At 37.6% G+C, this 25,991-nt stretch carries 28 protein-coding genes and 1 riboswitch; of the genes, 16 read left to right on the top strand and 12 right to left on the bottom strand.

Features of this window, described 5'->3' with window-relative positions:
- Window positions 1-34: 34 nt before the first annotated feature.
- Both PVK62_RS01870 and PVK62_RS01865 read right to left on the bottom strand, forming a co-directional pair.
- Window positions 35-781, bottom strand: a complete 747-nt coding sequence (locus tag PVK62_RS01870; protein WP_274443251.1) for a hypothetical protein — start codon at window positions 779-781, stop codon at window positions 35-37.
- Between the two features lie 80 nt (window positions 782-861).
- Window positions 862-1,020: a hypothetical protein gene (locus PVK62_RS01865; RefSeq protein ID WP_274443253.1), complete on the bottom strand. Its 159-nt coding sequence runs from the start codon at window positions 1,018-1,020 to the stop codon at window positions 862-864.
- A 300-nt stretch (window positions 1,021-1,320) separates the two neighbouring features.
- Window positions 1,321-1,426: riboswitch (glycine riboswitch) on the top strand.
- Window positions 1,427-1,523: 97 nt separating this feature from the next.
- Here PVK62_RS01865 and PVK62_RS01860 point away from each other — a divergent pair.
- Both PVK62_RS01860 and PVK62_RS01855 read left to right on the top strand, forming a co-directional pair.
- Window positions 1,524-2,906, top strand: coding sequence for an alanine/glycine:cation symporter family protein (locus PVK62_RS01860; protein WP_274443255.1), 1,383 nt, complete (start codon window positions 1,524-1,526; stop codon window positions 2,904-2,906).
- A gap of 374 nt (window positions 2,907-3,280) precedes the next feature.
- Complete coding sequence (locus PVK62_RS01855) at window positions 3,281-4,966, top strand: mechanosensitive ion channel family protein (protein WP_274443256.1); 1,686 nt, start codon at window positions 3,281-3,283, stop codon at window positions 4,964-4,966.
- A 66-nt stretch (window positions 4,967-5,032) separates the two neighbouring features.
- On the opposite strand, the gene PVK62_RS01850 is transcribed toward PVK62_RS01855, so the two are convergent.
- Window positions 5,033-5,662: a LysE family translocator gene (locus PVK62_RS01850; RefSeq protein WP_274443257.1), complete on the bottom strand. Its 630-nt coding sequence runs from the start codon at window positions 5,660-5,662 to the stop codon at window positions 5,033-5,035.
- An 83-nt stretch (window positions 5,663-5,745) separates the two neighbouring features.
- Window positions 5,746-6,399, bottom strand: a complete 654-nt coding sequence (locus PVK62_RS01845; RefSeq protein ID WP_274443258.1) for a hypothetical protein — start codon at window positions 6,397-6,399, stop codon at window positions 5,746-5,748.
- Between the two features lie 299 nt (window positions 6,400-6,698).
- On the opposite strand from PVK62_RS01845, the gene PVK62_RS01840 reads away from it, so the two are divergent.
- The 10 genes from PVK62_RS01840 (at window position 6,699) to PVK62_RS01795 (ending at window position 12,750) form a co-directional block, all read left to right on the top strand.
- The gene (locus PVK62_RS01840) at window positions 6,699-6,830 is read left to right on the top strand and encodes a hypothetical protein (RefSeq protein WP_274443259.1); all 132 of its coding nucleotides are present in this window, start codon (window positions 6,699-6,701) and stop codon (window positions 6,828-6,830) included.
- Between the two features lie 153 nt (window positions 6,831-6,983).
- Window positions 6,984-8,468, top strand: coding sequence for a carboxypeptidase M32 (locus PVK62_RS01835; protein WP_274449330.1), 1,485 nt, complete (start codon window positions 6,984-6,986; stop codon window positions 8,466-8,468).
- A gap of 246 nt (window positions 8,469-8,714) precedes the next feature.
- Window positions 8,715-9,296: a hypothetical protein gene (locus PVK62_RS01830; protein ID WP_274445394.1), complete on the top strand. Its 582-nt coding sequence runs from the start codon at window positions 8,715-8,717 to the stop codon at window positions 9,294-9,296.
- Window positions 9,286-9,621 carry a hypothetical protein gene (locus tag PVK62_RS01825; RefSeq protein ID WP_061028762.1) on the top strand — a complete coding sequence of 112 codons (336 nt, stop codon included), beginning with the start codon at window positions 9,286-9,288 and terminating at the stop codon, window positions 9,619-9,621. Before PVK62_RS01830 ends, PVK62_RS01825 begins: the two co-directional genes overlap by 11 nt.
- The gene (locus tag PVK62_RS01820) at window positions 9,611-10,294 is read left to right on the top strand and encodes a hypothetical protein (RefSeq protein ID WP_274445395.1); all 684 of its coding nucleotides are present in this window, start codon (window positions 9,611-9,613) and stop codon (window positions 10,292-10,294) included. The genes PVK62_RS01825 and PVK62_RS01820 overlap by 11 nt, the downstream gene beginning before the upstream one ends.
- 59 nt (window positions 10,295-10,353) lie before the next feature.
- Window positions 10,354-10,635, top strand: coding sequence for a hypothetical protein (locus PVK62_RS01815; protein ID WP_274445396.1), 282 nt, complete (start codon window positions 10,354-10,356; stop codon window positions 10,633-10,635).
- 15 nt (window positions 10,636-10,650) lie between these two features.
- Window positions 10,651-10,791: a hypothetical protein gene (locus PVK62_RS01810; RefSeq protein ID WP_274445397.1), complete on the top strand. Its 141-nt coding sequence runs from the start codon at window positions 10,651-10,653 to the stop codon at window positions 10,789-10,791.
- 1 nt (window position 10,792) lies between these two features.
- Window positions 10,793-10,927, top strand: a complete 135-nt coding sequence (locus PVK62_RS01805) for a hypothetical protein (protein ID WP_274445398.1) — start codon at window positions 10,793-10,795, stop codon at window positions 10,925-10,927.
- 240 nt (window positions 10,928-11,167) lie between these two features.
- A complete protein-coding gene (gene hipB / locus PVK62_RS01800) occupies window positions 11,168-11,431 on the top strand; it encodes a type II toxin-antitoxin system antitoxin HipB (RefSeq protein WP_065641284.1) in 264 nt (87 codons plus the stop codon).
- Entirely contained in the window at window positions 11,431-12,750 is a 1,320-nt protein-coding gene (locus PVK62_RS01795; protein WP_274445399.1) for a type II toxin-antitoxin system HipA family toxin, read from the top strand. The genes hipB and PVK62_RS01795 overlap by 1 nt, the downstream gene beginning before the upstream one ends.
- 198 nt (window positions 12,751-12,948) lie before the next feature.
- On the opposite strand, the gene PVK62_RS01790 is transcribed toward PVK62_RS01795, so the two are convergent.
- From PVK62_RS01790 to PVK62_RS01770, 5 genes are all read right to left on the bottom strand, one after another.
- The gene (locus PVK62_RS01790) at window positions 12,949-15,063 is read right to left on the bottom strand and encodes a hypothetical protein (RefSeq protein ID WP_274445400.1); all 2,115 of its coding nucleotides are present in this window, start codon (window positions 15,061-15,063) and stop codon (window positions 12,949-12,951) included.
- Entirely contained in the window at window positions 15,053-15,505 is a 453-nt protein-coding gene (locus tag PVK62_RS01785; RefSeq protein ID WP_130049317.1) for a hypothetical protein, read from the bottom strand. Before PVK62_RS01785 ends, PVK62_RS01790 begins: the two co-directional genes overlap by 11 nt.
- Window positions 15,502-16,422, bottom strand: a complete 921-nt coding sequence (locus tag PVK62_RS01780; protein WP_130049318.1) for a hypothetical protein — start codon at window positions 16,420-16,422, stop codon at window positions 15,502-15,504. Before PVK62_RS01780 ends, PVK62_RS01785 begins: the two co-directional genes overlap by 4 nt.
- A 309-nt stretch (window positions 16,423-16,731) precedes the next feature.
- Complete coding sequence (locus PVK62_RS01775; protein WP_274445401.1) at window positions 16,732-18,303, bottom strand: cryptochrome/photolyase family protein; 1,572 nt, start codon at window positions 18,301-18,303, stop codon at window positions 16,732-16,734.
- Between the two features lie 36 nt (window positions 18,304-18,339).
- Window positions 18,340-18,480 carry a DUF2256 domain-containing protein gene (locus tag PVK62_RS01770; RefSeq protein WP_338000112.1) on the bottom strand — a complete coding sequence of 47 codons (141 nt, stop codon included), beginning with the start codon at window positions 18,478-18,480 and terminating at the stop codon, window positions 18,340-18,342.
- Window positions 18,481-18,693: 213 nt separating this feature from the next.
- Between PVK62_RS01770 and PVK62_RS01765 the strand changes: the two genes are divergently transcribed.
- Both PVK62_RS01765 and PVK62_RS01760 read left to right on the top strand, forming a co-directional pair.
- Window positions 18,694-18,969 (top strand): DUF3081 domain-containing protein, encoded by a 276-nt coding sequence (locus tag PVK62_RS01765; protein WP_274445403.1) that lies wholly within the window; start codon window positions 18,694-18,696, stop codon window positions 18,967-18,969.
- A gap of 1 nt (window position 18,970) precedes the next feature.
- A complete protein-coding gene (locus tag PVK62_RS01760; protein WP_274445404.1) occupies window positions 18,971-19,510 on the top strand; it encodes a CIA30 family protein in 540 nt (179 codons plus the stop codon).
- Here PVK62_RS01760 and PVK62_RS01755 read toward each other — a convergent pair.
- Window positions 19,473-20,360: a LysR family transcriptional regulator gene (locus PVK62_RS01755; protein ID WP_274445405.1), complete on the bottom strand. Its 888-nt coding sequence runs from the start codon at window positions 20,358-20,360 to the stop codon at window positions 19,473-19,475. The genes PVK62_RS01760 and PVK62_RS01755 overlap by 38 nt on opposite strands.
- 127 nt (window positions 20,361-20,487) lie before the next feature.
- Here PVK62_RS01755 and PVK62_RS01750 point away from each other — a divergent pair, with 127 nt between their 5' ends.
- Complete coding sequence (locus PVK62_RS01750; RefSeq protein WP_274445406.1) at window positions 20,488-22,173, top strand: amidohydrolase; 1,686 nt, start codon at window positions 20,488-20,490, stop codon at window positions 22,171-22,173.
- 57 nt (window positions 22,174-22,230) lie between these two features.
- Here PVK62_RS01750 and PVK62_RS01745 read toward each other — a convergent pair whose 3' ends face one another.
- Together PVK62_RS01745 and PVK62_RS01740 are read right to left on the bottom strand one after the other, a co-directional pair.
- Window positions 22,231-23,853: a GTPase family protein gene (locus tag PVK62_RS01745; protein WP_274445407.1), complete on the bottom strand. Its 1,623-nt coding sequence runs from the start codon at window positions 23,851-23,853 to the stop codon at window positions 22,231-22,233.
- Window positions 23,840-24,937: a YcjF family protein gene (locus tag PVK62_RS01740; protein WP_274445408.1), complete on the bottom strand. Its 1,098-nt coding sequence runs from the start codon at window positions 24,935-24,937 to the stop codon at window positions 23,840-23,842. The genes PVK62_RS01745 and PVK62_RS01740 overlap by 14 nt, the downstream gene beginning before the upstream one ends.
- Before the next feature lie 398 nt (window positions 24,938-25,335).
- On the opposite strand from PVK62_RS01740, the gene PVK62_RS01735 reads away from it, so the two are divergent.
- Window positions 25,336-25,755, top strand: a complete 420-nt coding sequence (locus tag PVK62_RS01735; protein ID WP_274445409.1) for an Hsp20 family protein — start codon at window positions 25,336-25,338, stop codon at window positions 25,753-25,755.
- Window positions 25,756-25,991 lie beyond the last annotated feature (236 nt).

Below are 25,991 nucleotides of genomic sequence, written 5' to 3'. Positions count from 1 at the left end.
CAGTGTGTGGTTTCTTTTTATTGAATATGGAAATTTACATTCCTAAATCTTCGCTAATACGATCAATTTCTATAATATCCATTTGCAGAAGTTGCAGTTCATCATTGTATTGAGTTATGAGGTTCTTCGCTTCTTCTTGACGTTTACATACATCGGACTTCACGTCCCAGCTTTTCCCCTCAAGGTACACCTTACACTCTTTCGCTAACTGCTTTTCATTTGTCGTTGTCACTTCAACTTTTATCTGAAGAGCACTTGCTTCTTCTTTTAACTGTAGTTGACGTTGAAATAATTGTTTAGCACGAGACAACATAGTTAGCTGTAGGTCAACTTGATTCGTCAATTGAGTGATTTGCTTATCTTGCTCTTCTACTTGCATACCCAATGACGCGTTATGAGATTTTAATACCCCAACTTCTTTGGTTATCGATGCGCGTTTTTTAGCTTCAGCGGCAATCGCTTGTGCTTTATCTTCCTCATTTACTTTCTTTTGCTCTTTTAAAGCTTGCTCTTTTTCTGTCAAAATCAACGCATCAAGCTCTGTACTTTTTACGCCAGCTTGTTTCAATTCTGCTTGGTATTGCTTCGTTTTCACTTCAAGTTGAGCATAAGCCTCAGACCATTTATTGTCAGACACACTCGAGCCAATTAGCCCGCCAGCAATAGCCCCAATAATTAAGGTAACCCCAGCAACCCAATGACTTGTTTTTGATTTTTCTTCAATAATGATAACGTCTTCGTCATGATCGTCAGTCGTTCTGGTTTGATTTTCTACACTCACGCATTAACCTCAAGCATTCATATATAAACAATAGATAGTATAGATGCATTCTCTACACATTTTATAAATAACAAAACAGTTTATTTGATCAGTTCTGAAATCATGATGTATGCCACATAAATAACAACACCAATCACTGACGTATAAACCACCGATTTTTGAATTTTTTCATTTGCTCTGTATTTAAACAATAATGCCGCAAGGGCAAACAATAAAATAATGACAGCAACTCGTAACATAGTACACCTCGCTTTTCTTATACTTTAGCACATTTTTACACTCTAAATACTTGAGTTATCGTTGTTATTTTGAACAAAGAAACCGTTTTCGATCAATTTTTATCTATTTTGTAAATAAAATGCATGACAAAAAAATGTGACTTGTCTAACATACTCAACTTAGCTACTGCGTAGCTTACAATTTGTTGATCCGATGAAGACTGCAGGAGAGCGGCAACGCCATTTTTGGCAACGCCCACCGAAGAAGTAAATCTTTCAGGTGCCTAGTTCATTTTAATGAATAAGGTGAGGACTGTAGTTGGAGGAATCTCTGGAGAGAGCCGTTAAATCGGCCGCCGAAGGAGCAAGCCCTTATCTGAAAAATGATAACGGTGAAACTCTCAGGCAAAAGGACAGAGGAGAAAGTGATCCGATTAATCTCGGCTCTATACTATTGCCTATTTTTTTAGTTTTAGTACACCACTCTCTCTTCTCCTTTCTATATGTTTTATTAAGGGGAAACCATGAACACTTTTCACAACACGCTTGTTACTATCGATAACTTCATTTGGGGTCCACCTCTATTGATCTTATTAGTGGGTACAGGTATCTACTTTACGTTCCGACTTCGTATTTTCCAACTTCGTCATTTACCTACTGCACTAAAAATGGTCTTCTCAAAAGAAGAAAATCAAAGTACCGGTAAAGGTGATGTCTCTAGTTTCGCTGCATTATGTACCGCCCTATCTGCCACTATCGGTACGGGTAATATTGTCGGTGTTGCCACCGCAATAAAAATGGGTGGGCCTGGTGCTCTATTTTGGATGTGGCTTGCAGCCGTATTTGGCATGGCCACAAAATACGCAGAGTGTTTATTAGCGGTAAAATTCAGAAAAACAGACAGCAATGGTCAGATGATCGGCGGCCCGATGTACTATATCGAATACGGTATGGGTAATAAGTGGCTCGCTAAATTGTTTGCTCTATTCGCTTTAGGCGTTGCCTGTTTTGGTATTGGTACTTTCCCACAAATTAACGCTATTGTTGACTCAGCTCATCTTACAATGAACGCGCCTGCATGGTTAACTGGCGCTATCCTTACTGTTCTTGTTGCTGTTGTAACGCTGGGTGGCATTCAATCTATTGCGAAAGTAGCAGAGAAAGTCGTTCCAACGATGGCGGTTATTTATGTTGTATCATGTGCATCGGTATTATTATTCCAAGCTGAAGCACTGCCTGCCGCCTTTCAATTAGTCATTTCATCCGCCTTTACAGGTACAGCAGCAACGGGTGGCTTTGTCGGTGCATCTATCATGCTTGCTATTCAGTCAGGTGTCGCGCGTGGTGTGTTCTCAAACGAATCAGGCCTTGGTAGTGCTCCTATCGCTGCCGCTGCTGCAAAAACGGATTCTTGTGTAAAACAAGGTCTTGTTTCTATGACAGGAACCTTCTTTGATACCGTGATCATTTGTACTATGACAGGGTTAACGTTAGTGGTTACTGGTGTTTGGCAAGGAGATTCCGCAGGTGCACTAATGACAACTCAAGCATTTGCGATTGGCCTGGGCTCTGAACAACTAGGTCCTTACCTTGTATCGATTGGATTAATGTTTTTTGCCTTTACCACTATTTTAGGTTGGAACTATTATGGCGAGCGTTGTGTAACCTATTTATTTGGTACTAAAGGCGTTCTCCCATATAAAATTATCTTTATTGCTTTAGTTGCTTCCGGCGCTTATATGCACCTAGATACCATTTGGGTGATTGCTGATATTGTTAATGGTTTGATGGCGATCCCAAATTTGATCGGTTTAATTGCCTTACGCCACATCATTATAGAAGAAACACAACTTTTCTTTAATAAACAACACCTTAACAAAGAGCCCAACGTTTTAAACAATGTATAAAACTGAATAGCAGTAACAAAACAGAGAAAAACAAAGCAAGTTGCAACATTTATTTTACCAATAAACAAGATAAATGCTACACAACTTGCTATACTCACCTTGTATTCAAAGCGAGGTGATATATGGATATATTAACTCTTATATTTGGCTCAGTCTTATTAGTGATGACAATTGGGTTTTTTCTTTCCTTTTGTAAAGCGCTTATCACTGAGTTCAAAGAGCTTGATTAACAATCTGTTCAGTATGTTCTAGTAAAAGCAGCTTTCACGGCTGCTTTTTCATTTTTATGACATTCTCTAATAAAGTTCTTCTGCCACTTTCCTATATATTTCATTACAATAGGTTTAATACACTTCAACATCAGTAGAGGCACTATGCACTATCTTATTGGATTCTTTTTACTTTTCAGCACTATTACATTTGCAAATGAAGCTCAAAACCTGGCTGATTTAGATAAAATAAACAATGAAGTTGCTCGACTAAAACAAGAAGCCGCCTCATTTAAAGGAAGTGAACTTGCTGTTATTCGTGTTCAGCAACTTGGTAAAAATAACCAACTAAGAGCCGTTTTAGCTGATTTAATTAAACGTCACGATGAAACAACCACTCCTCTACTGGTTACTGAAGTAAAAAATCAAGTCGCTTATGCCAATCGTTCTATCGCCTATCTTGATAAAAGCATTAAAGAAAAAAAAGAAAAGCTAGATAAAGCGACGATTGAGCAAAAACTTACACTACAAAACACCTTAAAAGAATCAAAAGACTATTATTACTTCGCTTTAAACGATCAACTCGAAAACTATCAATGGCTCGCACAACTTGGTAGTCCTGAAGATAACAAATTGACTGAATTTACGCTGTTTATCGATCAAAAAATCAAATTCCTTTCAGCCTCTTTAAGCTTTGATAACAGTCGAGAGCAATTACTTTCAGAGCAACTTCAACGATCTTCTGATTCAGAAAAAACCTCTCTCACCTTAGAACATCTGATTTTTCAGCGCAAAGTCACAAACTCAACGAATAGCCTAAGACAACTCATCGCTATTGCTGATCAGTTAAACATCAATACCACCGATTATAAACGCCAGCTGTTTTTTACTACCGGAAATTTAACAGAAGACATACTCAACTTTCCTGTTATTGCTGCAATCTTAAGTAATTGGATTTCATCAGGTACTGATTGGCTTCTAAAGCACGCTCCTGATCAGCTATTAAAATTTCTGGTCTTTGTATTAATTTTACTTGCAGCTCGTATGGTTGCTCGGTTCGTCAGCAGTGTTGTTCTAAAAGCCGTGGTACAACCGCATTTACGAATGAGCAAATTAATGCAGGACTTTTTTGTCTCCATGTCGAGTAAACTGATTTACTTTATTGGTATTTTAATTGCGTTCTCAAAAGTTGGTTTAGATCTCGCCCCCATTCTTACAGGCTTTGGTGTTGCTGGTATTATTATTGGTTTTGCACTGCAAGACACCTTATCCAACTTTGCGTCAGGCATGATGTTACTTATCTATCGTCCATTCGATGTCGGGGATTTTGTTGAGGCTGGCGGTGTATCTGGCAAGGTAAGTTCCATGAGCCTTGTTAACACCACGATCAAAACCTTTGATAACCAAATCATTATTTTACCCAACAGTAAAATTTGGGGCGATGTAATTAAAAACGTCACTCATGAACGGTTACGTCGTGTCGATATGGTGTTTGGTATTGGCTATGACGACAGTATCGAGCACGCAGAGAAAATTCTTGCGGAAATAGTGGATGCCCACCCTGCCACATTAAAAAAACCAGAGCCGAATATTCGAGTTAATACACTTGGCGCTTCATCCGTCGACTTTATTGTTCGCCCATGGGTGAAAACCGACGATTATTGGGATGTATATTGGGATATTACCCGCGAGGTAAAACTACGCTTTGATAAAGAAGGCATTTCTATCCCTTTTGCGCAGCAAGATATACACGTACACTTTGCTCAGAAAGATAAAAAACCAAACGAAGAAAATACGATAGCTGAAGAAATCACTAACGTGATAGATTCTGCTCGCTCAAAAGAGAGTTAACAAAAAAAGAATGCTATTCATGAAATCAACAACATCCATGTATAGCATTCTTATTTAACCTGAGTTTTATTTTGAAACCAATAAGTTCGCACCTAATAAAACCAATACGGCTCCAGTCACTCTTTCTATACGTTTTGTTACTTTCTCGCTAGACATTAACTCTTTGGCTTTTTCAACCAGTAGCGCAATACCGCCCTGCCATATCATCGCTATCACAAAATGAATGCCCGCCATCAATAATGATTGAGCAAACGCATTGTATTCCGGGTTAATAAATTGTGGCAATAACGCCAAATAAAAAACCGCTGTTTTCGGGTTTAATATATTGGATAAAAAGCCCTCTTTAAATGATACTTTTAAAGACCGAGCTTCAACGTTCTTATTGCTATTCACGTCTATGGATTGTGAGTGACTAAAAGTACTTCTTATGGATTGTACACCAAGCCAGATAAGATAAATCGCACCTATGGTTTTCACTACGGTAAACAATTCAGCCGAACTCACCAAGACTACAGACAAACCAACCGCCGACATAGTTGCATGGACAAACAACCCACAGCAAATACCGAGACTACAAGTTATGCCATCTTTCCAACCACCACGTGTTGTATTACGAATAACCAACGCCGTATCCAAACCAGGTGTCATTGTTAGCAGCAATATAGCAATAAAAAACGCCCAAAAATCCATTATCATAAAATATCCATTTTTAATCTTAGCGAGCCTTTAAATATCGCTTCTTTCCATCAATATATTGAAGAATAAGCAGCAATACAATATTAACAATTAAGCATGGTTAATTTGGTCTCTCTCTGGCGCTTTGGAATTCGGATATAAGAGAACACATAATTAATTGATGCGTAAAAAATAACAGTATATCCAAGCAGCTCAGTGCCCTCTTCAACCATATTTTTCACTACTCTTAAATAACCATCGCCCATCACTTGCTGCCACATATCTCCCATTCCAAACAAGCGTGAGAATACGAGTAAAATAGCTAATCCTAAACACAACACAGGAAAGTGAGATTGCTTCATCATTTTAGCCAAACCCAATAGCACATTATTACGATCTGTTAATGCGTAACCAATAGTAATCAGAGCAACAGTAATAGCAGGTACTGCCCAGAATCCGTGATAAACAAGGTGATCAAAAAAGGCGTCAAGTTCACGGATTAGCATACAAGAAAAGAAAGCAGCAATTAAAAAGTTAGCACGACGATACTGCGCATTATCCCAGCCAATATAAGTAAAAGATAAGATGCTCGCAAGCAATAGAAGCTGCTCGACATACTCTGTTGCTGACTGCTCTGATATCGCATTTTGTAGTACTAAAACATCATAACGAATAACCAAAACAGGCAATGAAACAAGCACAAGTAAAAAGAAGAAGTTTATAAATTTGAAGCTAATAAATTTTAACGAGGAAGACATATTACACCACATCTTATTTTAATTGAGAGTACCTTTCATAGGCACTCTATTAATAAATGAATCAATTATTTCTTAAAAATAGGATACGGAAGCCAAAATAAGAGTGCAATTCAAATAACCGTCCAAATAAGTAAAATACTTTTACGAGAACTGACTTAATCCCCCCTTATCGCTTGTTATTGATTGATCAAATTTATATAAAATGTGTCATATAGAGATCTATTTGACCTTAATACGAAAGTTATTTGGTACGAAGACCGATAAAATGCACACATTAATTCAGGGGGGAGAGATAAGTAATGAAGCACGTAAAATTTGAATATCAAGTAATGGGGGTTGGTCACTGGATTTCAGCAACCGTTTCTCGCGACATTGCTGAAAAATTGGCTGAAGAATACATATCTTATGGTTGGCCAGTAAAAATCAGTTAACTCATTATCACTGTTTGTGATAATTGATGCCTCGATAAATGCGGGGTATTTTTTACCTGTTTAATGTCATTGATTAGTGTAAATATTTTACCTAGTGATAAACATAGAGTTACAATCATTAAACGTTAGAATAATTAAAATGAAGGTATATCTATGAGCCATTACCAAAAACTCGTTCAACACCATTTAAAAATCTCTCGTTTTGAGCATCTTTCCGCTATCTGTGGTTGGGATCAAGCGGCCGTAATGCCATCGGGTGGTAATGAAGCAAGATCTGAAGCCATGGCTGAGCTGTCAGTTCATTTGCATCAACTTGGTAATGCCCCACAGCTAGCAGAATGGTTTGATAAAGCAGGATCAGAATCTTTATCTACTAATGAACAAGCAAGCCTTCGTGAAATGAAATCACAATGGCAACAAACCACGGCTCTGCCTGAAAGCTTAGTAGAAGCGCAATCTCTTGCAGGCTCTAAGTGTGAGCATGCATGGCGCTCACAACGTAGCGAAAACGACTGGGAAGGTTTCAGCAAAAACTTTGCAGAAGTGGTTGCCCTATCTCAAGAAGAAGCACAAATTCGCGCAGAGATCACAGGCCTAACCCCTTACGATGCCATGCTTGATCTATACGAACCGGGAACCACCACTGAAAAACTGGATGTGGTGTTTAACGACGTAAAATCATGGCTACCAACGCTCATTCAAAACATTCAAGAGAAACAAGCAACAGAAGCAATCTATTTACCTGAGGGCAATTACCCAACAGAGCAACAACGCCAACTGAGTTTGGATGTGATGAAGTTTTTAAACTTCGATTTTAATCACGGTCGTCTTGATGTCAGCATGCACCCTTTCTGTGGCGGCGTACCGACAGATGTTCGTATCACTACGCGTTATGATGAAAACGATTTTGTGCAATCATTAATGGGAACTGTGCACGAAACAGGTCACGCACGTTACGAGCAAGGATTACCAAAAGAATTTGCAGGTCTGCCAGTAGGACAAGCTCGTTCAATGGGAATTCATGAATCCCAAAGCCTGTTTTTTGAGATGCAATTAGGTCGCAGTGCTGAGTTTATCTCTCAGCTCTCGCCATTAGTGCAAAAGAACTTTGTCAACGCAGATCAAAAAATCTTTGAGACCGATAACCTACAAAAGATCTACACCCGCGTAAACCCAGATTTTATCCGTGTCGATGCCGATGAAGCGACATACCCTGCTCACGTTATTTTACGTTATGAAATCGAGCGTGATTTAATGAACGGTAACATCAGCTATAAAGATATCCCTGAACTGTGGGATGCTAAAATGCAGCAGTACCTAGGTTTAACCACCAAGGGCAATTACAAAAACGGTTGTATGCAAGACATTCACTGGACAGATGGCAGCTTTGGTTACTTCCCAAGTTACACATTAGGCGCCATGTACGCAGCACAGTTTATGGCAGCAATGAAACAAACCGTAGATGTAGAGAAAGCGACATTAAGCGGTGATTTAAGCCCTATTTTTACTTGGTTATCAGACAATATCTGGAGTAAGGCATCACTATTCTCAACCGATGATTTAGTGAAGCAAGCAACGGGTGATGTGCTAAATGCGAGTTTCTTTAAAGCGCACTTAGAGAAACGTTATTTAAGGTAAGTACAACTAACTGCCAGTAGGTTACCTAGTTTAAGGCCTACTGGCTCATTCATACATATTTTTGAATTATTTACCTAAACCTTATAAAACTGATGTTACTAAACATCATAGATATAATTATTGATAAAATAGTTAAGAATTCACAAGACTGCTATTAAATTAAATATGTGAACTAGATCATTATTTTTATTATTTTTTGCTTTACGATAACGAAAACTTCCACATCAAAAAATTAAGTAATATTTCATGACAAAATACCCCACAACTGAAAACACCTCAACATTGAAACAAATTACACTCTCATTAGGACGATATCTACAACAAACTGATTGGATATTTAGTCTCATATTAGCATTCATTCTAAGAACATTAATTTTTTCATTTCAAATAAGTATTAGCATAGCGGTGCTCTACTTTCAATTTTCAAATATCGTTGAGTATCAAGATGGATCAGCAGATATATCAACAATTGAAATAATATTTTTCATCTCTTTTCTAATCTTATTTAAACGTTATTGGGCATACTCAAAGCAAACATCATTACACTGGTGGAATCTAGTTATTTCTCCTTTCCTATGGCATGGAAGATTTATTATTATTGCTTTAGTATGCGTTGTTTTAAGTGACAGTTCTCCTATTGAAAATTTTGAGATTATAAGTTTACAAGAACAACATCTTCTACAAATCATATCTTTAAGTTCAATACTATTAAGCTTATATATATCAGTTCCAAGTAGAACATTAATTATAAAAACAGAAATAAAACCACTAAACACAACAAAATCTGAAGAAATAAAAATAGAATCCGAGGTTAAAAATGTTCAATAAAAAATATTTACTTATAGCTTTTGTACTTACCTGTTTATCTACAACATCTAATGCTAAAAAACTTTCCTTAATCAATAGTTGTGTTGAACTGATAAATATTTATGATTCAAAAAACTCAACAAATCTATTCGCAGCACAAACTACATCACTTTCTGAAAGTTTACGCGCAGGGTATTGCCTAGGGGTAATTGAACAGTATGAAAGATCTACTTCTTATGGCTGTCGTTCTGATTGGTATGAGAGAGCTAAACTTATTGCTCGAGAGTCATTAAAAAATCCACCTTTATCTGAAAATAAGTTATTGGAGCTATCGTGTGAAATCTAATGAATACTACATATCTACACCCGATGCCATTTTACAGTTATTTAAAATAAACTTATCTGAGAATAAATCATTTAAAGATCTAGTATACCCTCTTGTTAGAAGTAAAAATTTTCTAAAAATTAAAAGAGAACAGATGGCTATAAATTCAAATAAAAGCCATATACTAATTTCAAGCGATAATTTAATTAAGTTCCACAATGCTGTTTTATTACAAGGTTTCTTTGCCGATACAAAACGTATCAAAGATATCTTTATTTCTCAGGAAAAACGAAAAGAATCAGCTGAGTTTTTAGATCTCGTTGTAAATGGCCGTCAGTCAATTCTTGCTATAGAAGTTCAATCAAAAGAACTCACAACATTAATAACCAAGCTCAGATCAAAAGAATTTGACCTGTGCAGTGAAAAACTTCCAAATCCTTTTAAAGAATTACCTCAGCTTTCTCTAAATGGTATAACCAATGTAATGCAAACATTACTTGCTCAAAGCGCCCTTCTGACACAAGCTGAATCCATGATGACGCATTTTTTCAATAATGACCTAGAAAAAGCTTATGCAAGTTCCTCTTTGTTAACGAGTAATGATCCCACATTGATCGCATATCAAACCCATATAAAACAACAATACAATGAAGCTATTGAGTTCGATAATTTATTAGATGATTTATTAAATTAGTTGTTGCGAGTGCAGTGCACTCATTCATCCTTGATAACAGTTCATCAAGGAGAGAAAGAATGACTTCAACTAAACACCTTATTGATACATTTCAATCTAGGCTTCCTAGATGCTATACAAAGAAAGCTTTCGACATTGAGAAAAAACTCAAAGAAGGTACTTTATATTCAGCACTAGGAGGAAGAAAGATCCAATCTTGCCCTACTTATATTAGATTCAAGTTAGGTAAAGGATTTAGGTTTATTTGGCATGTTGCTCCTGATGGATTTCACCCTAAGACAATTACAACTAGACAAGGATTTGAGCGAATTATAAACCAAATCCGGAAATCTAGTTACTAAGTAAGGATATTGATAATGAGTAAGAAAATTACACCAGCAAGTAATTCAGCAAACCAACAAAATTCCAATAAAGGTAGTAATGGAACTAACCGACAATATGACCAAAACCAAGGTAATCGCGGCAAACAATTAAATCCTAATCAAGGAAAAAAATAATATGCCTGATTCAAGTGATATGTCACAAGATGAACTAGATTTATGGTCTGATATCAACAATCCAAATAATGATAGTGATATGGATGACTGGGCTGATGCTCATAACCCTAATAATGATGATTATCTAGAAGACTAAATACTTAACAATTAAAGAGACATATTTTTAGATAAGAGCTAAAACATTATTTGTAGCTTTGAGTAATTAATAAAATGGATGTAGTTTTGGCTGCATCCATTTTTTGTAATTCGTTTTTGACTATCACTTTATCCCCGACAAGGGATAACACCTACTTTATCCTCGATCGGGGATATACATTGACTTATCCCCGATAGGGGATATATTATTAATTATCCTCTATCGGGGATATCACATAATATGATGGGGTGTATGATGATTTATAATCCAAAACAATTAGCTAACCACTTAAAGCTTATTAGAACCAAACACAATTTGACTCAAACAGAGCTTGCTAAAAAAGTTGGCGTAAAACAATCCACCCTATCTAGCTTTGAGAATCATCCTGAAACCACTCAGTTACAGACACTCTTTAAGATCCTTCATGCATTAGAAGTTCATTGCATTATTCAAGAGCAAACTCCAACAAGTCACGAAGACAATCTAGACGATGAGGCATGGTAATGGCTGTATTAATTGCATACATGAATGGTGAGCGTGTTGGAGAATTTACTAAACTCAGTAACGGTGCACATCAGTTTCAATACGATAAATCATGGATTGAAAGCACGGTAGGAAGACCTCTTTCATTATCCCTCCCCCTACAGTATCCAAAGATAACCAGTGATTGCGTTATTAATTACTTCGACAACCTATTACCTGATTTATCAGAAGTCAGAGATCGCATCGTTGCCAGATACCAAGCTAAATCTCGTCAAACGTTCGATTTACTTCATGAAGTTGGCAAAGACAGCGTCGGTGCAATTTCTTTATTAACTAACGATGAAGAACCAAATACCAAACAACTGGATTATGAAGTTTTAACTCCAGCACGGCTCAAACAAGTACTCTCAGCCTATCAGTCCAATATCCCATTAGGAATGTTAGAAGATGAATCAGACTTTCGAATTTCGGTTGCCGGAGCACAAGAAAAAACAGCGTTACTCAAAATAAATGATCAATGGTGTATACCGAAAGCATCAACGCCAACAACACATATAATCAAATTACCCATAGGTAAAATTCAACAACCTAATGCTACTCTCGATATGAGTGATAGTGTAGAAAATGAATACCTGTGCATCCAATTAGCGAAGAAGTTAGGATTCAATGTACCTAATGTTGAAATAATTCATAGTGATGGAATAAAAGCCATTGCTGTAGAACGATTTGATAGACGATGGATTAAAAATAACACCAAGCTATTAAGATTACCGCAAGAAGATATGTGCCAAGCATTTGGATTGCCATCATCAATCAAATATGAAGCAGATGGAGGCCCAAGTATAAAAATCATTATGGATCTTCTAATGGGCTCAAGCCAATCATTAAAAGATCGTGATGCTTTTATACGATTTCAGGTATTTCAATGGTTAATTGGTGCAACAGATGGACACGCAAAAAACTTCTCCATTTTTATTAATGCACAAGGCAGTTATCACCTTACGCCCTTTTATGACATTTTATCCGCCTACCCAATCTTAGGTGGTAAAGGGATGAATATCCGCTCATTAAAACTGGCAATGGGACTAACAGCATCGAAAGGAAAGAAATACCCTATTGATAAAATATACACACGTCATTTTATTGATACGGCTAAAGCAGTTGGGTTTGATACTGCAAGAATGGAGGAGATAATGAAAGAATTTGCGGTTGATATGCCTAAGGCCATTAAGGAATTAGAAGCAGAATTACCAAGCGATTTTCCAAAAAGTATCTCTGACAGCATCTTCAGTAATGCATTGAGAATGGTAAATAAGATCCGCTTAAACAAAGAATTATAATTTGAGTGATTAAAAAATGGATGCAGGTATTGTCGGCATCCATTTTTCTAGTTAGGTGACTTTTTTTGGACAAATTCGAGTCAAAGATTTCGTTAATTTAGTATCTACAAATAACTTAATATCCTAGGCTCTTTCCATGGGTTTGAATTATAGAAAAAGCACCATATCAATTCCTTTCTTACTTTATCTAATAAAGAATTAGTCACCCGCTACTCTGGTTTCCAGCCTTCTGATTACTTTTCTAGGGAGACGAATCAGATTAAAGCTATTTTCGTTTAATCCTGCTACTGAAGAATTGAAGGTATCTTCATTTTCATCAAATGATGCTGCAACAATACTTTGTAAACCACGACTATTTGCTAAAGTATCGAGCATTTGATTCACACTCTTTGTACTCATTGAGTGCTGAGCTGGCTCATCGAACAGTATTAACCCTGGGTGATTTCCCCCTTGAGATGCAGATACTTTATATAATGCAATTAAATAAGACCAAATAAGCCTTACAAAATCACTAGCTGATGAATCTGACTTAATATCTGTTATACTTGAACTTTGTTTTTGCTGAAGCTCTGTGGGTGTATCCACCTGCTCTCTGAGTTCTATATCACTAAGGTAAGGAAGAAGCGTTCCAGCCTTCACCTCTATCTCATCAACTTCAGCACTACGGTAACCAAATTTCGAAGCTAATAACTTAAACTCTGCAGAAAAAGTGCTTATCTTCTCCCAATCATGCCCTGTAAAACTATGTTTAGACAAGCGTGCAATATCACCATTTAATGTCTTATACCGTCTAGCTAAAATAACTAATGTTGTGATATACCCTTCCACTTTTTCTTCAAGATTTTTCAGACCTACTTGACGGTTTTCTATAACAATTTTCTTTCTAATATCTGCTTCTTTGATGCTGTTTGTTGATTTAATATCTCGTTTCAATGAAATAAGTTCTTTCCTAAACTCAATAATCTCACGATTTATTATCAAAAGTTGACCTTTATCGCGCTCAATTGTTTTTTGAAGGCCATCAATTAGCGATTTGGTCATCTTCTTCTGATTATCTAAGTGAATGATATTTTCTTCAAGTGACATAGGCATTGCAATACTATTTGGAGAAATCAAAATATCATCAATAGGATTTAGACAGGTATGACACTTACCCTTAGCCAAATCCAGATCTGCTTCGTCAACACCAAACTTGATTAGCTTCCTAGTGAGTTTATTGCCCTTCAAATCTTTTTCAATACTCTCTAAGCTTTCTACATATTGACCAAGTTGAGACTCATTAATCTTTATTTGGCTCCCACACATACTCTGCATGAGTAAGAGTTCATCAATCCTATTTTGAACTGATTCAATTTTAATTACTAAGTCTGGTGAATCACCTGAAAGCTGTGCCTTTTCATTTTGAACTACTTCATACATTTCTTTATTGAGTTCAGATTTAATCTGTTCAAAAGATCTCACCTCTAAACCTATTCGTTCACCTATTGTTACTAATTTCGGGTCAAAATCAACTGATGGTGTTTTACTTACTCCCGATACAGATAAATATTCATTCTCTACCGATACTTTAATTTCTGTGGCTGATTCAGACCACTCACTGATCACTTTCGCCCTTTGAGATTGTAGTTCATTGAGTTTTTTGGTATTCCTGAAGCTATCAAGATCGAGTAAAAAACTAGCAACTTTCTCTCTCATACCACTCACACCATAATATGGAATATTGGCAATATAATCAGTCCAACCTCTTTTCTGCTCAATAAGCAAAGCAGAAAAAACAGACTGTAAATACAACTTTGTTTCTTTGCCTTTATTATCCGACAAATTAGGAAGTTCTATACCCAAAAACCTCTCTAAATATGCGAAGAAACCTCGATTCTCATCTTGAGCTGAGCCAGGATCATGTAAAAAAGTATACTGACTTCGCAAGCTCGATAATGATTGATTGGTCAAGTATGCACCTTCAATAATTTGAATTAGCTTGCTGTCGATAGTTTCCGATTTTATAGCACGCTTCAGAGTTATCGTCTGTCCATATTTATTCTCTAATTCTAAATAAACCGTAGAACTCACAACTCGTTTCTCTACACCATCTAAATCAAATCTATCTTTTAATGCATATGGTAATGCAGCACTTCCCTTAGAACCTATAATTTCTTCCATACCAAGAGCGTAAATTAAAGAGTTTACGAAAGTACTTTTTCCTGAGGAGTTATCACCTCGAATAATATTTAATCCGGAGCTAAATGGAATTATATATCCATAATCCTTGTTGTCTGTTGCGGATAACTTTACAAATAATTGATTAAACTTCATCTACCCACCTTTTCGCTGCTTTAGTTACCATTGCTTCAGTAATTTTTTTTGCAATTATTTTCAATTCATTAGCTTCTGAATCAAAGAGTTCAATTAGCTTAGTTCCTGATATAAAGTTTTCAGACTTTGTAGTTAACTGATATGCTCCATTACTTGTTCTCGCAAGCAAACCTTCAGACGTCGCATAACTCAAAGCCATATTTAACGAGGGGTCGATCCCCCATACACCTAATACCAACTCTTTCTTTTCAGCAGAAAGCTGCAATGCCTTCATTCGCTGAGGTTCAAGCATCGCCCAATTAAATAAATGTAATTTTAATAAGCTAGCTTTACCTCCACTACAACAAAGTTTCAAAATAAGGAGCAACTTGCCAATTTTAAACATTGGCCTCAATTCAGGGATAACCGAAGCTTTTTTACGGTTAAATATTAGTTTACTCACGACTCAATCCTCATGGGACATTCCGCTATCCATCTAGCTATCATATGTTTAGTTATCGATACTAAATCTTCATGCTCGATTGTTGAGATATATGGCTCCTTTTCAAATCGATCAATTAGTTTTCCTTCAACTAACGAGATCAATTTTTGAGGGTTCCCCTCCCATGTCATCGACACTTCCTCTACCTCATCCTCAAAATTGTTTAAAAGCTTAGCTATACGTTCATATAGTTCTGGAGATTGATTAAAAATACGCCTTAAAATGTCATACCCTTCAAGATATTGCTTTTTCGTATTTTCGTTAAAACGCTCATGAACATTGGGCTTATAAATATCTTTTACAATGCTACGAATTTGGTTTTTTTCATTAATATTGTCATCATATTCAGTTGTTAATTCTGGCTCTGAAATCACTTGACCATTAGCACTCGTGAAACATAATTGCGTACCATTTACAATCTGCTGTTGCCTGATGTCTTGAATGAAGTAATCCAAATCTTTAACTAGTATTTGGAAATCATCAGCAATAAATGCTAATCCTTGAGCCTTAACTTCTGCTTCTTTCTTTCTCGCATGCGCATGAATATCATGCTTCCCAATACGAGGTGTAATAAATAACCACTTAGATATTTTGCAGTCTCCGATATGCTTTATTAGGTCGTCTTCGTTTTTAGCAAGCTTACCTATATCAGTCGTTATCTTATCCCGTTGTTTTTCATGCAAAATGCCAGCATTATACTCTTCATCAGGGCAGTAACATTGAATCATTATTCCTTCGTCAAGAACGAAACCTTCAATTCCTAAATCACCGGGAGAAGCAACCATGTCTTGATAAGTGTCATATCTTTTTTTAAAAACCGACTGGATTAACCTTTCCCATCTGTCACCATCTAACAGGCCAATATCAGTATGAATCATATCTTGAGCACCTATCACGTATAAATAATCCGCATCATACGCGCTCTGTGAGTATCAGTTAATCCTTATATAATAGAGGGTTACAGTTTATAACCATATATGTGACTAGAGTCACTGTACACATCGCATTAGTAACTTGTTTAGTATTTAAAAACTAAAAACAAGGGATAAAATAGCACTGTTTATAAAAACAGTACAATGATATAAAAATAATATCCAATCGAGATTTGAAAATAATATTATTAAGATTGATGCTAACGATCTTTTTAAGGAGAAACGATATACATAACTATATATTTATCAAAAAACCTACAGCCCCACAATATTCAACAGCAACTGCTCCGCTCTCTCTAAGATAACTTGCTGCTGCTCTGCTGATTTTTTCTTCCAATTTGCATAGACCATTCTGGTGCGTGGATTATTATTAAACTGCTCAATGTGTGTATGCATAAAATGCCAATACAGCGCATTTAATGGGCATGCTTTTGGTTCAGTTATTTGCTTCACGTTATAGTGACAATCAGAGCAATAATCACTCATTTTATTCACGTAGTTACCACTGGCAGCATAAGCCTTAGAGGCAACAATGCCACCATCTGCAAACTGGCTCATGCCTCGGGTATTTGGCATTTCAACCCACTCGATTGCGTCGATATAAATCCCTAAATACCACTCATCGACTTCGTCAGGTCTAATACCGGTTAATAGACAAAAGTTACCCGTGATCATTAAACGTTGAATATGGTGTGCGTAGGCGAAATCAAGAGACTGTTGTATTGCATGATGCATACAATTCATTTTTGTTTTCCCTGTCCAAAACCAACTTGGTAATGATAATGACGCTTCAAGTGTATTTAGGTTTTGATAATCAGGCATATTGCGCCAGTAGATCCCACGTACAAACTCTCTCCACCCTAGAATTTGACGAACAAAACCTTCTATCTGAGCAATGTCTATAGCATCTGGGCGTTGATTAAACTCCGTAATAGCAGTATCAATCACTTGCATAGGACTGAGTATTTTTGCATTAAGAGCAAAGGATAAACGGCTATGAAACAAACTCCATTGTTTTTGTCTGAGTAAATCATCAAGTTTACATGTCATTGCATCTTGAAACTTCCCAAACAACGGTAAGCAATAGCGACAGAAAAACACTAATAACTCACTCGCCTGCTGCCGATTTACAGGCCATAGTAGGTGATTATCCGCTTGGCCTATCATAGTTACATTATGACGTTCTAAGCGCTCAAGAATATCAGTGACATCGTTCGCGAATAATAAAGGCGTGGGCACACTATCAAACTCGCTCGGCTTTAATTTGTTTTGATTTGCACCATCAAAGTTCCACTTGCCTGCAACGGGCTCCCCCTCTTCCATCAGAATATTAAAGCGCTTTCTCATTTTACGATAAAAGGGTTCCATACGATGATGATGGTTCGGCTTAAACTCTTTTTCAATGTTCGCTTCAGAGAGAAAGAAGTGTTCACTTTCATAAGCTTGAGAAGATATGGCTAACGACAAACAGTATTTATCAAGCATGTTACGTAAACGGTATTCGTCAGGGAGTTGATACTCAAAATGGGTAATTTGGTGTTTAGTAATAAGGTGATTTAATAGATCGTCTATTTTTTCAAATGGCTCTGTATCGTCCAAGGTTAAATGCATCACTCGATGCCCTGCACTTTCTAATGCAGTTGCAAACCGAGTCATCGCAGCAAAAAAAGCACACACTTTTTGAACATGGTGTTTTACATAGGCCGTTTCTTGATGCATTTCTGCAATCACGTAAATCGTTTGTGGATCGCGGTGTTGAAACCATGAATGACTGGCATTTAATTGGTCACCTAAAATGAGTCGTAATCGGTCAGCGGTGTCGTTCATAATCATCCTTTATCTTAAGCATTGTTTGCAAATTTATTATTCACTTTGATGTCGTAAAGATCGGCAACGCCTAGAGCAATATTTAACCATAGGCCAGTCTCGCTCCCATTTCTTTCGCCAACTAAATGCTCTTTGACAAACAACGCATATCTTTTCTGGCAACTGTGATTTTTTCATGTTGCTCTCCATAGCGTCATTGAACGCTCGATACTAAGTACCGAATCATTAGCAACCTACAGAGAAATTACGCGGCAAAGCACTTTGTGGTTCACAAAAAAGATCATCTATTTCAAATCAGTTTATGTTCAGAGTGATCTAGGTACGGCACTCAGTCGTAGTTAGCTAGATAATAAAAACTACTCTCTCCCGTAGACAAGTCAGGAGTTTCACATGGATAACAGACTTACCACTAAAGAGTTTCTTAGAGTATTCGATTGCGTTCGTTCATCTGGAAAGTTACAGGATAATAGATATGTATTAGACGACATATCCGCATGGCACGATTACGATGGATATACCTGTTGGTTGGACTATAAAGATGTGACCGTCACGCTGATGTTTCATGGCTCTCTCAAAATCGAATTTGACCGCGCATCAAACTACTCTGATTTCACTAACCAATGTTTAGCAATGATCACGGAAAATCATAGTATTAAGGAAAGTTAGGATGAGTGAACAACAATTTGAAATGATTGATTTTACACAGCCCAATGAACATCAAAAATGGTTAGCCACAAATGACAACGTAATGGGTGGAATTTCAATTGGCCAGCTTTACTACGATGGGAAAACATGCCGATTTCAAGGTGAATTATCATTAGAAAACAATGGGGGTTTCAGCTCTATCAAGCGTTCTATTGAATCTCTATCTAAAGAGGTAAACACAATAGAACTGATACTTACGGGGGATGGGCATACCTATCAATTAAGACTTACCACATGGAAAAATGGTGAGCGTATTCAATACAAACACGATTTCACCACCATCAAAGGTAAACAGCAGGCAAAGACATTTCACTTACACAATTTTCAAGCTGTTTTTAGAGGGCAATTACTTAATCACGCTCCCGATCTTGTGGCGGACGATATCAAACACGTTGGCTTTCTCATTACAAATAAACAAACATCGCCCTTTAATCTAAACTTGGCTCAAATTCAGTTTAAAACACTCAAAAACCACCCCACTCCTCAATCCATTCCAGAATAAGCCCAAACACTTCTACCTCTGCTTTGCCGTAACAATAAAAGGCATTAAGGCCAAACGACACATTACTTCCTAACTCTTTTAGCTTCAATTCAACCAACTCGCCTCGCTCTACGTATGACGTCATGTAGTGCCTTGGCATAATTGTCCAGCCACTCTGTTTTACTAACTCACATAGGAGATCGTTATTACTGACGGTGTGCATTTTGGGCGAAACTTGAATCGAGGTTAAATTCAATTTTAAGGTCACGAAGTTCTCTGTGACGTATTGAGTATCTAGCATTAAATTTTCGATCTTTAAATCATCAATTAATGCCAGAGGTGAATTGACGCCTGCATAGCACCCAACTTGGATCGGTTTTATCGCCTTCCATGTGACTTCTTTCTCTGCAAACAATTGCCCACGATATGGCATGATGGCTATATCGCATTCACCTTCTTGCAATTTATCCATTGCTTCCTGCCGAGTGCGATGCTTCCAATTTATAATGATGTCTGAGTTGTAACCCATCACTCGTTTCTCTATGTATGTAATCAAACTTAGCGGGGTGATCACATCATAGTAAATCGTAATGGTATGGACGTTAGATTCATACAAGGCTTGGCTTTGCACAAACAGAGAGCGATTTTGTTTTTCAACTAACTTAGCACGGTGATACAAATGCTCGGCCCTTTCTGTGGGAATGGCTTTTCTGCCTTCTATCACAAACAGCGAATACCCTAACAGATCTTCATACGCCACCACATGTTCACGTACTGTGGTTCGGGATTTTTTAAGCTCTCTTGCTGCGCTGCTGTATGAGCCATGTTCATATACGGCAACAAAAGCGCTCACTTGCTCTAATGTATGCATTCAATTCCTTCTTTGATTTTATATACCACCCAATTTGTTAGGTATACCCTATCATAAGTGACTTATTTGTTTTGGTATTACATGGCAAAATCCTACTTAGTTCATAATTAAAAACAAAGAGGACATTATGAAGACGTTCCCATTGAGTTTACTTGCAGGCTTTCTTGTTTCACCTTTTGTGTTAGCTTCACCTGATCTGATTTTTACCAATGGTGACGTAATCACGGTGACGGGTGAATCTGATCGCGCAGAGGCTATCGCTATTAAAGATGGCATTATTGTGGCGGTAGGCAATAACCAAGAGATCCTTAAACAAAAAGGCACCACTACCCAAATAAGAGATTTAAAAGGCAAAACCCTTGCTCCGGGATTTATCGACAGTCACGGCCATTTTGCTCAATATCTGCCTTTAATTGAAAGCCCGTTTCTTTACCCTTCACCAATGGGGGATGTGAACTCGTTTGATGATATTAAACAAGTAATGGCAGGCTATTTTAATCACCCAAATCTTGATAAAAATAGTCTTCATGTGGCCTTTGGTTATGATGATGCCGAGCTAAAAGAGAAGCAACACCCAACTAAGCAGTTCCTTGATACGTTCAGTAAAGAGTACCCTTTCTGTGCCATACATATATCAGGACACCTTGCTACCTGTAATAGTAAAGGCCTCGACTTAATTGGATTTAGCAAACAAAGCGCGAACCCAGATGGCGGCGTGTTACGTCGTGATGATAATGGTGAGCTGACTGGTGTATTAGAAGAATCTGCCATTTATCCGATTTTAGGAAACCTACCTAAAATGACGCAAGAAGATGCGATTCGTCGTTTTGGTAAGGTTCAGGATTTATACGCAGGTTATGGCATTACAACCACACAAGAAGGTTTAGCGACGCTTCCTGCACTTAATGCAATGAAAACCATGGCAGAAAATGATTTGCTAAAAATAGATCTACTTGCTTATGCGAAATGGGTCGATTTAAAAGAAGCGGTAAAAGTAATGCCAATGAAATCATCCATTAATGGCTTAACGTTAGCTGGGGTTAAAATGGTGGGTGATGGGTCTCCGCAAGGTAAAACCGCGTATCTCTCAACGCCATATTTTGAGCCACCACACAGCCACGCTTATGATTATCATGGCTACCCTGTATTAACCCAAGAGGAGATGAATCAATGGGTAGATACCGCATATCAAATGAATGCTCAGGTTATTAGTCACAGTAACGGTGATGCGTCGGCAGATATTTTATTAAATGCGGTTGAGCTTGCTGATGCTAAATATGGTAAAGAAGATCGCCGAACGGTGGTAATTCACGCTCAAACGGCACGTTTAGATCAAATAAAACGCATAAAGAAGAATGAGATGATCCCTTCTTTCTTCCCAGCTCACACCTTCTTTTGGGGAGATTGGCATCGTGATTCAGTGTTAGGTCCTTGGCGTGCCTCTAATATCTCGCCTATGGGTTGGGCAAATTCAAATGAGTTGATGTTTACGATTCATATGGATGCACCAGTATTATTTCCAGATATGATGACTAATATGTGGAGTGCCATAAACCGTGTAACGCGAAGCAACCAGACACTCGGCGAGCATCATAAAATCACGCCATATCAAGCATTAGAAGCGATAACCATTAATGCGGCATATCAAAACTTTGAAGAGAAAAGTAAAGGCTCAATTGAGATTGGTAAACGTGCCGACTTGGTGGTTTTAAATGAGAATCTACTTGAGATTGACCCAATGAAGATAAAAGACATCGCTGTTTTAGAAACGATTAAAGATGGGAAAACGGTCTATCTAAATAGTGATTACTAGCCCAAGATAAATAACTCGCCACCTCTATTATTAAAGGTGGCAAGTTATAATATAAGCCTACTTAATCTTTTTCTTTATTGCCATTTCAGCCAGTTTTGGGGCTGCTGCTTTTAGGGCACTTGGTGCTACTTTCTTACCAACATTTACTGCACGTCCAAGTTGTTTTTTCAATGATGCACCTCTCTCCATTGCTTCTTTGCGCTGGCGATTGCGCTGTACGTTATAAGCCTCGGTGATCTTATCTACTAGCGTCTGTTTTAACTCTTCAACACCAAAATGCGTCTTATCTATTGAGATTGATAACGGTAAAACAAGATCGGAACACAACAGCTTTTTGTTGTATTCCATCGCTTGTTTAATCACTTTTGCTTTTGCTGCTGTTGGCTGTTCTAGATCGTAAGGTGGCTCCCACTCCCAAGCCGGATTTAATCTATCGACTTGGTTTACCACTGAAATAACGGTTGGTTTTTTACGAGAGATATTTTTTGGATCGGCATAATAGCGCTCAAATTTTTCATTTAATTGCTTATCAAGATCACGAGCCGATTGATTGGCTTTTAAGACCCACAACACTAAATCCGCTTGGGTCATCTCTTTTAGCATCTGCTTTTCAGTTTTTTCGTTACCGTCTAGTCCTTGTAAATCAACCACATTCACGTCGGCTTCATTGACCAGTGCGCTATAAACCGTCACGTTATCGGTAGATGGCAGTACATCCACCTCTGCGACAAATTCTTCTTTTAATGCATTAATAATCGATGATTTACCTGAGCTTGTTTGCCCGACCATCACAATGCGGATCGGCTCTAGCTCTGTCGCGACTCTCTTTTCATCTTGTTTTGAAATCTTTGATGCTTGTAAATCGCTCTCTTCCAAACTAAATCGACCACTGTATAAATCAATGGCAACCGCAGCGACTTCATCTAATAACGCTTCTTTAGCGGTTTGCTGCATATCAGACACCACCCCTCTGGTCATTGATGAGGTAGCTTGCTCTCGACTGAGATCAGAAATGACTTTTAGCGGATTATAATAAAGATTTTTTGCATGATTCGCCCAGATCGCGGCTTTTACTATCTTTTGACCAAGCTCGCCATATTTATCGTAAGCGTCATATCCCGCTTTAATATACGAGAGTTTTAAATACTCAATACCGGGAATGTGTTCTTGCACCACGACTTTGTATCGCTGACTGATCTCTTCAAACAGTTTTAATCCTTCAGGAATTGAGAAATCTAGCGCTTTTTTATCAAATTTTGTTGCCACAAATTCAAGAACGTCCAACCCTATTTCATCAAGGTTTCCCCACTCAACATTGTCTTTGAGTAACTCTCGTGAATAGTGCTGTGATTGCTTCCATATGGCGACTTCATTATGAGACCACTCTTCAGAGGCTTTAACCAGACCCTCCTTAATCTCAATTTTTGTTTCTGTTTCTGATGCTGCCACTTGAACGTGCTTGTTTTCTGTGCGGCTTAGAATAAATAGAGGAATACTGACCGCTAACGTACTGATAGCAATGGTAATAGACAGCTCTAATAGGTAGCCATATTTAACTGCAAGAAACAGAGCGAAACCCATCATAATGATGACAGGAAGCACTGAGGAGATAATGACTATCCCCCAGCGTCCGCCAGAGAGATCCGATAATAGACGATATAGGCGTTTAATCTTGTGCATAACCTGACGCTTCCTTACCTTTTTTCAATGCATTTTTATAGAGATTTTGCATGTCCTGAGTTGATACTTCTTCGCCTTTACTCTTATGATAAAAGTAGAAACAAGCGGCTCTGCCTAATCCATAAGTGGTTCCAAAGCTCATTGCAGCAGCGGCAACTGCACCCACAGTTTGACCATAAACAGGGATAAATTTAATCAATTGCCTTGCACCGAGCTTTACTCCATATTGCAACGCAAAACTGCTGCCCAATGTGCCTATCAACTCGCTGAAGGTTTTCTTGTTCCACTCAACGCTGTATTGATTGGCTAAGCTGTGTAACATTTTTGCTTGAATGGCAGGAACAGAGACTAATCCTACCCCAGGAATTAAATCACTCGCGCCGGCACTGCCTGAATACCAAAGCACTTCGTTTTCTACCTTATCAAAGTTCTTTTCTTCTACAGTGGCGTGCTCTTTATCATCTACCATCATACCGATAACAGGTAATATCTTAGTGAGTTTTTCTATTAACTCATCATAGTTATATACTGTGCCGTCATTCGTTTCAAAATCAACCGAGATTGCCTCAACATTTTTACCCCATACCTCTTTAACTTGCTGTTCGTTAAAGGTCGTTTGGCGATCACGATTTGCCTTTTCACTAAGAAGTACCGCGCTATGAATCAGCAATAAATGCTTAATTTTATTTTTCTTCTTTATCTGTTTTAGTGCCGCTATGACTGAAGATTGTTCTGGTTCATCGGCCTTCATGACAACAACAAGCGCATGACCTGATTGACCGATTTCTTCAAGATCGCCCTTGGGATCGTAATCGGCCTCACCTAACCCTCTGGTATCTAAAAAACGCATAATTGGCTTATCTTGCGGAAACTCATACGCCTCAGCAGTCATGGTGCAAGGAGCAAAGCCATTACCCACTTCCACAGATGAAAGCCCTGTTAACGTTTGAATGAAAGAAGATTTACCTGCACCTGTTTTACCGAGTAGCCATAAGGTAGGTAAATGCTTGCGCTGAAACTCGTGAGCTTGAGTTAAATCAGGATTTTTACTTGGGTTTATGAATGCTTTGATTTGATCGAACATATCATTCCAACTAATGGAAGAGAATAAAGTATCTCTCGATTATAACACCTAAAAGATCAATCATCATTGAAAGTGAATATCTGCATTAAAAATACAAGCCAAAAAAATAATCATTAAATTTTCTAATCAAAGTATTGACACCAAAGTTTCGGAAGCATATATTGATTACATGAATTGCCATTTGGAGTTCATTGATAACTGGTTCGCCTTATTATAGGGAACAGAACGTTATCAAAATGAAACTGCTCTACTGATTACTTATTTAAGAATAGTCGCGTTGTTTCTAACATTTAATCCTGAACCATATGTCATTAATGAGTCTATGTTGGCTCTGAATATGAGTTCTTTCTCCTCGCTTAGTGCGTCGAGAACTATTGCTTATTTTAAAGGATAGTATTATGCGTAATATCGATTTCTCTCCCCTGTACCGTCATGCCATTGGTTTTGATCGCCTGTTTAATCTTGTTGAGAGCAGCGCTAACAAACCATCTCAAAATGGTTACCCACCCTATAATATCGAACAGAAAGACGAGAACAACTACCGTATTACTATGGCTGTTGCTGGTTTCTCTGAAGATTCGTTAACAATTTCTCAAAACGAACATATGCTGATTGTGTCAGGTGACATTACTTCATCTGAAATAAAGCCAACTTACGTTTATCAAGGCATTGCAGAGCGCAACTTTGAACGAAAATTTCAACTTGCTGATTATGTAACCGTTTCTGCAGCAAGCATGGAAAATGGATTGCTTCATATCGATCTTGTTCGAGAAGTTCCTGAAGCTGTTCAAGCACGTAAGATTTTAATCAATCAATAACAGATATTGTCGTTACTGATCGGTGATAATAACGCATTGTATTTAGTATAAAAATACAGCCCTCACCTATTGATTAACGCGAATATAGATCATCATATTTCATTGAGAATGAGCGTAGCCACGTAAATAGACATTAGGTTTACGCTTATTAAACAACATCAAATTTAAATTTTTTGCATTAGAATAAATAATGCGAATTCAAAGGAAAAATTATTATGGGTAAAATCATTGGTATC

It is taken from the genome of Aliivibrio sp. S3MY1 (assembly GCF_028765575.1).
In the GTDB taxonomy this organism is placed as follows: Bacteria; Pseudomonadota; Gammaproteobacteria; order Enterobacterales; family Vibrionaceae; genus Aliivibrio.
This window is presented reverse-complemented; position numbering and strand designations above follow the sequence as displayed.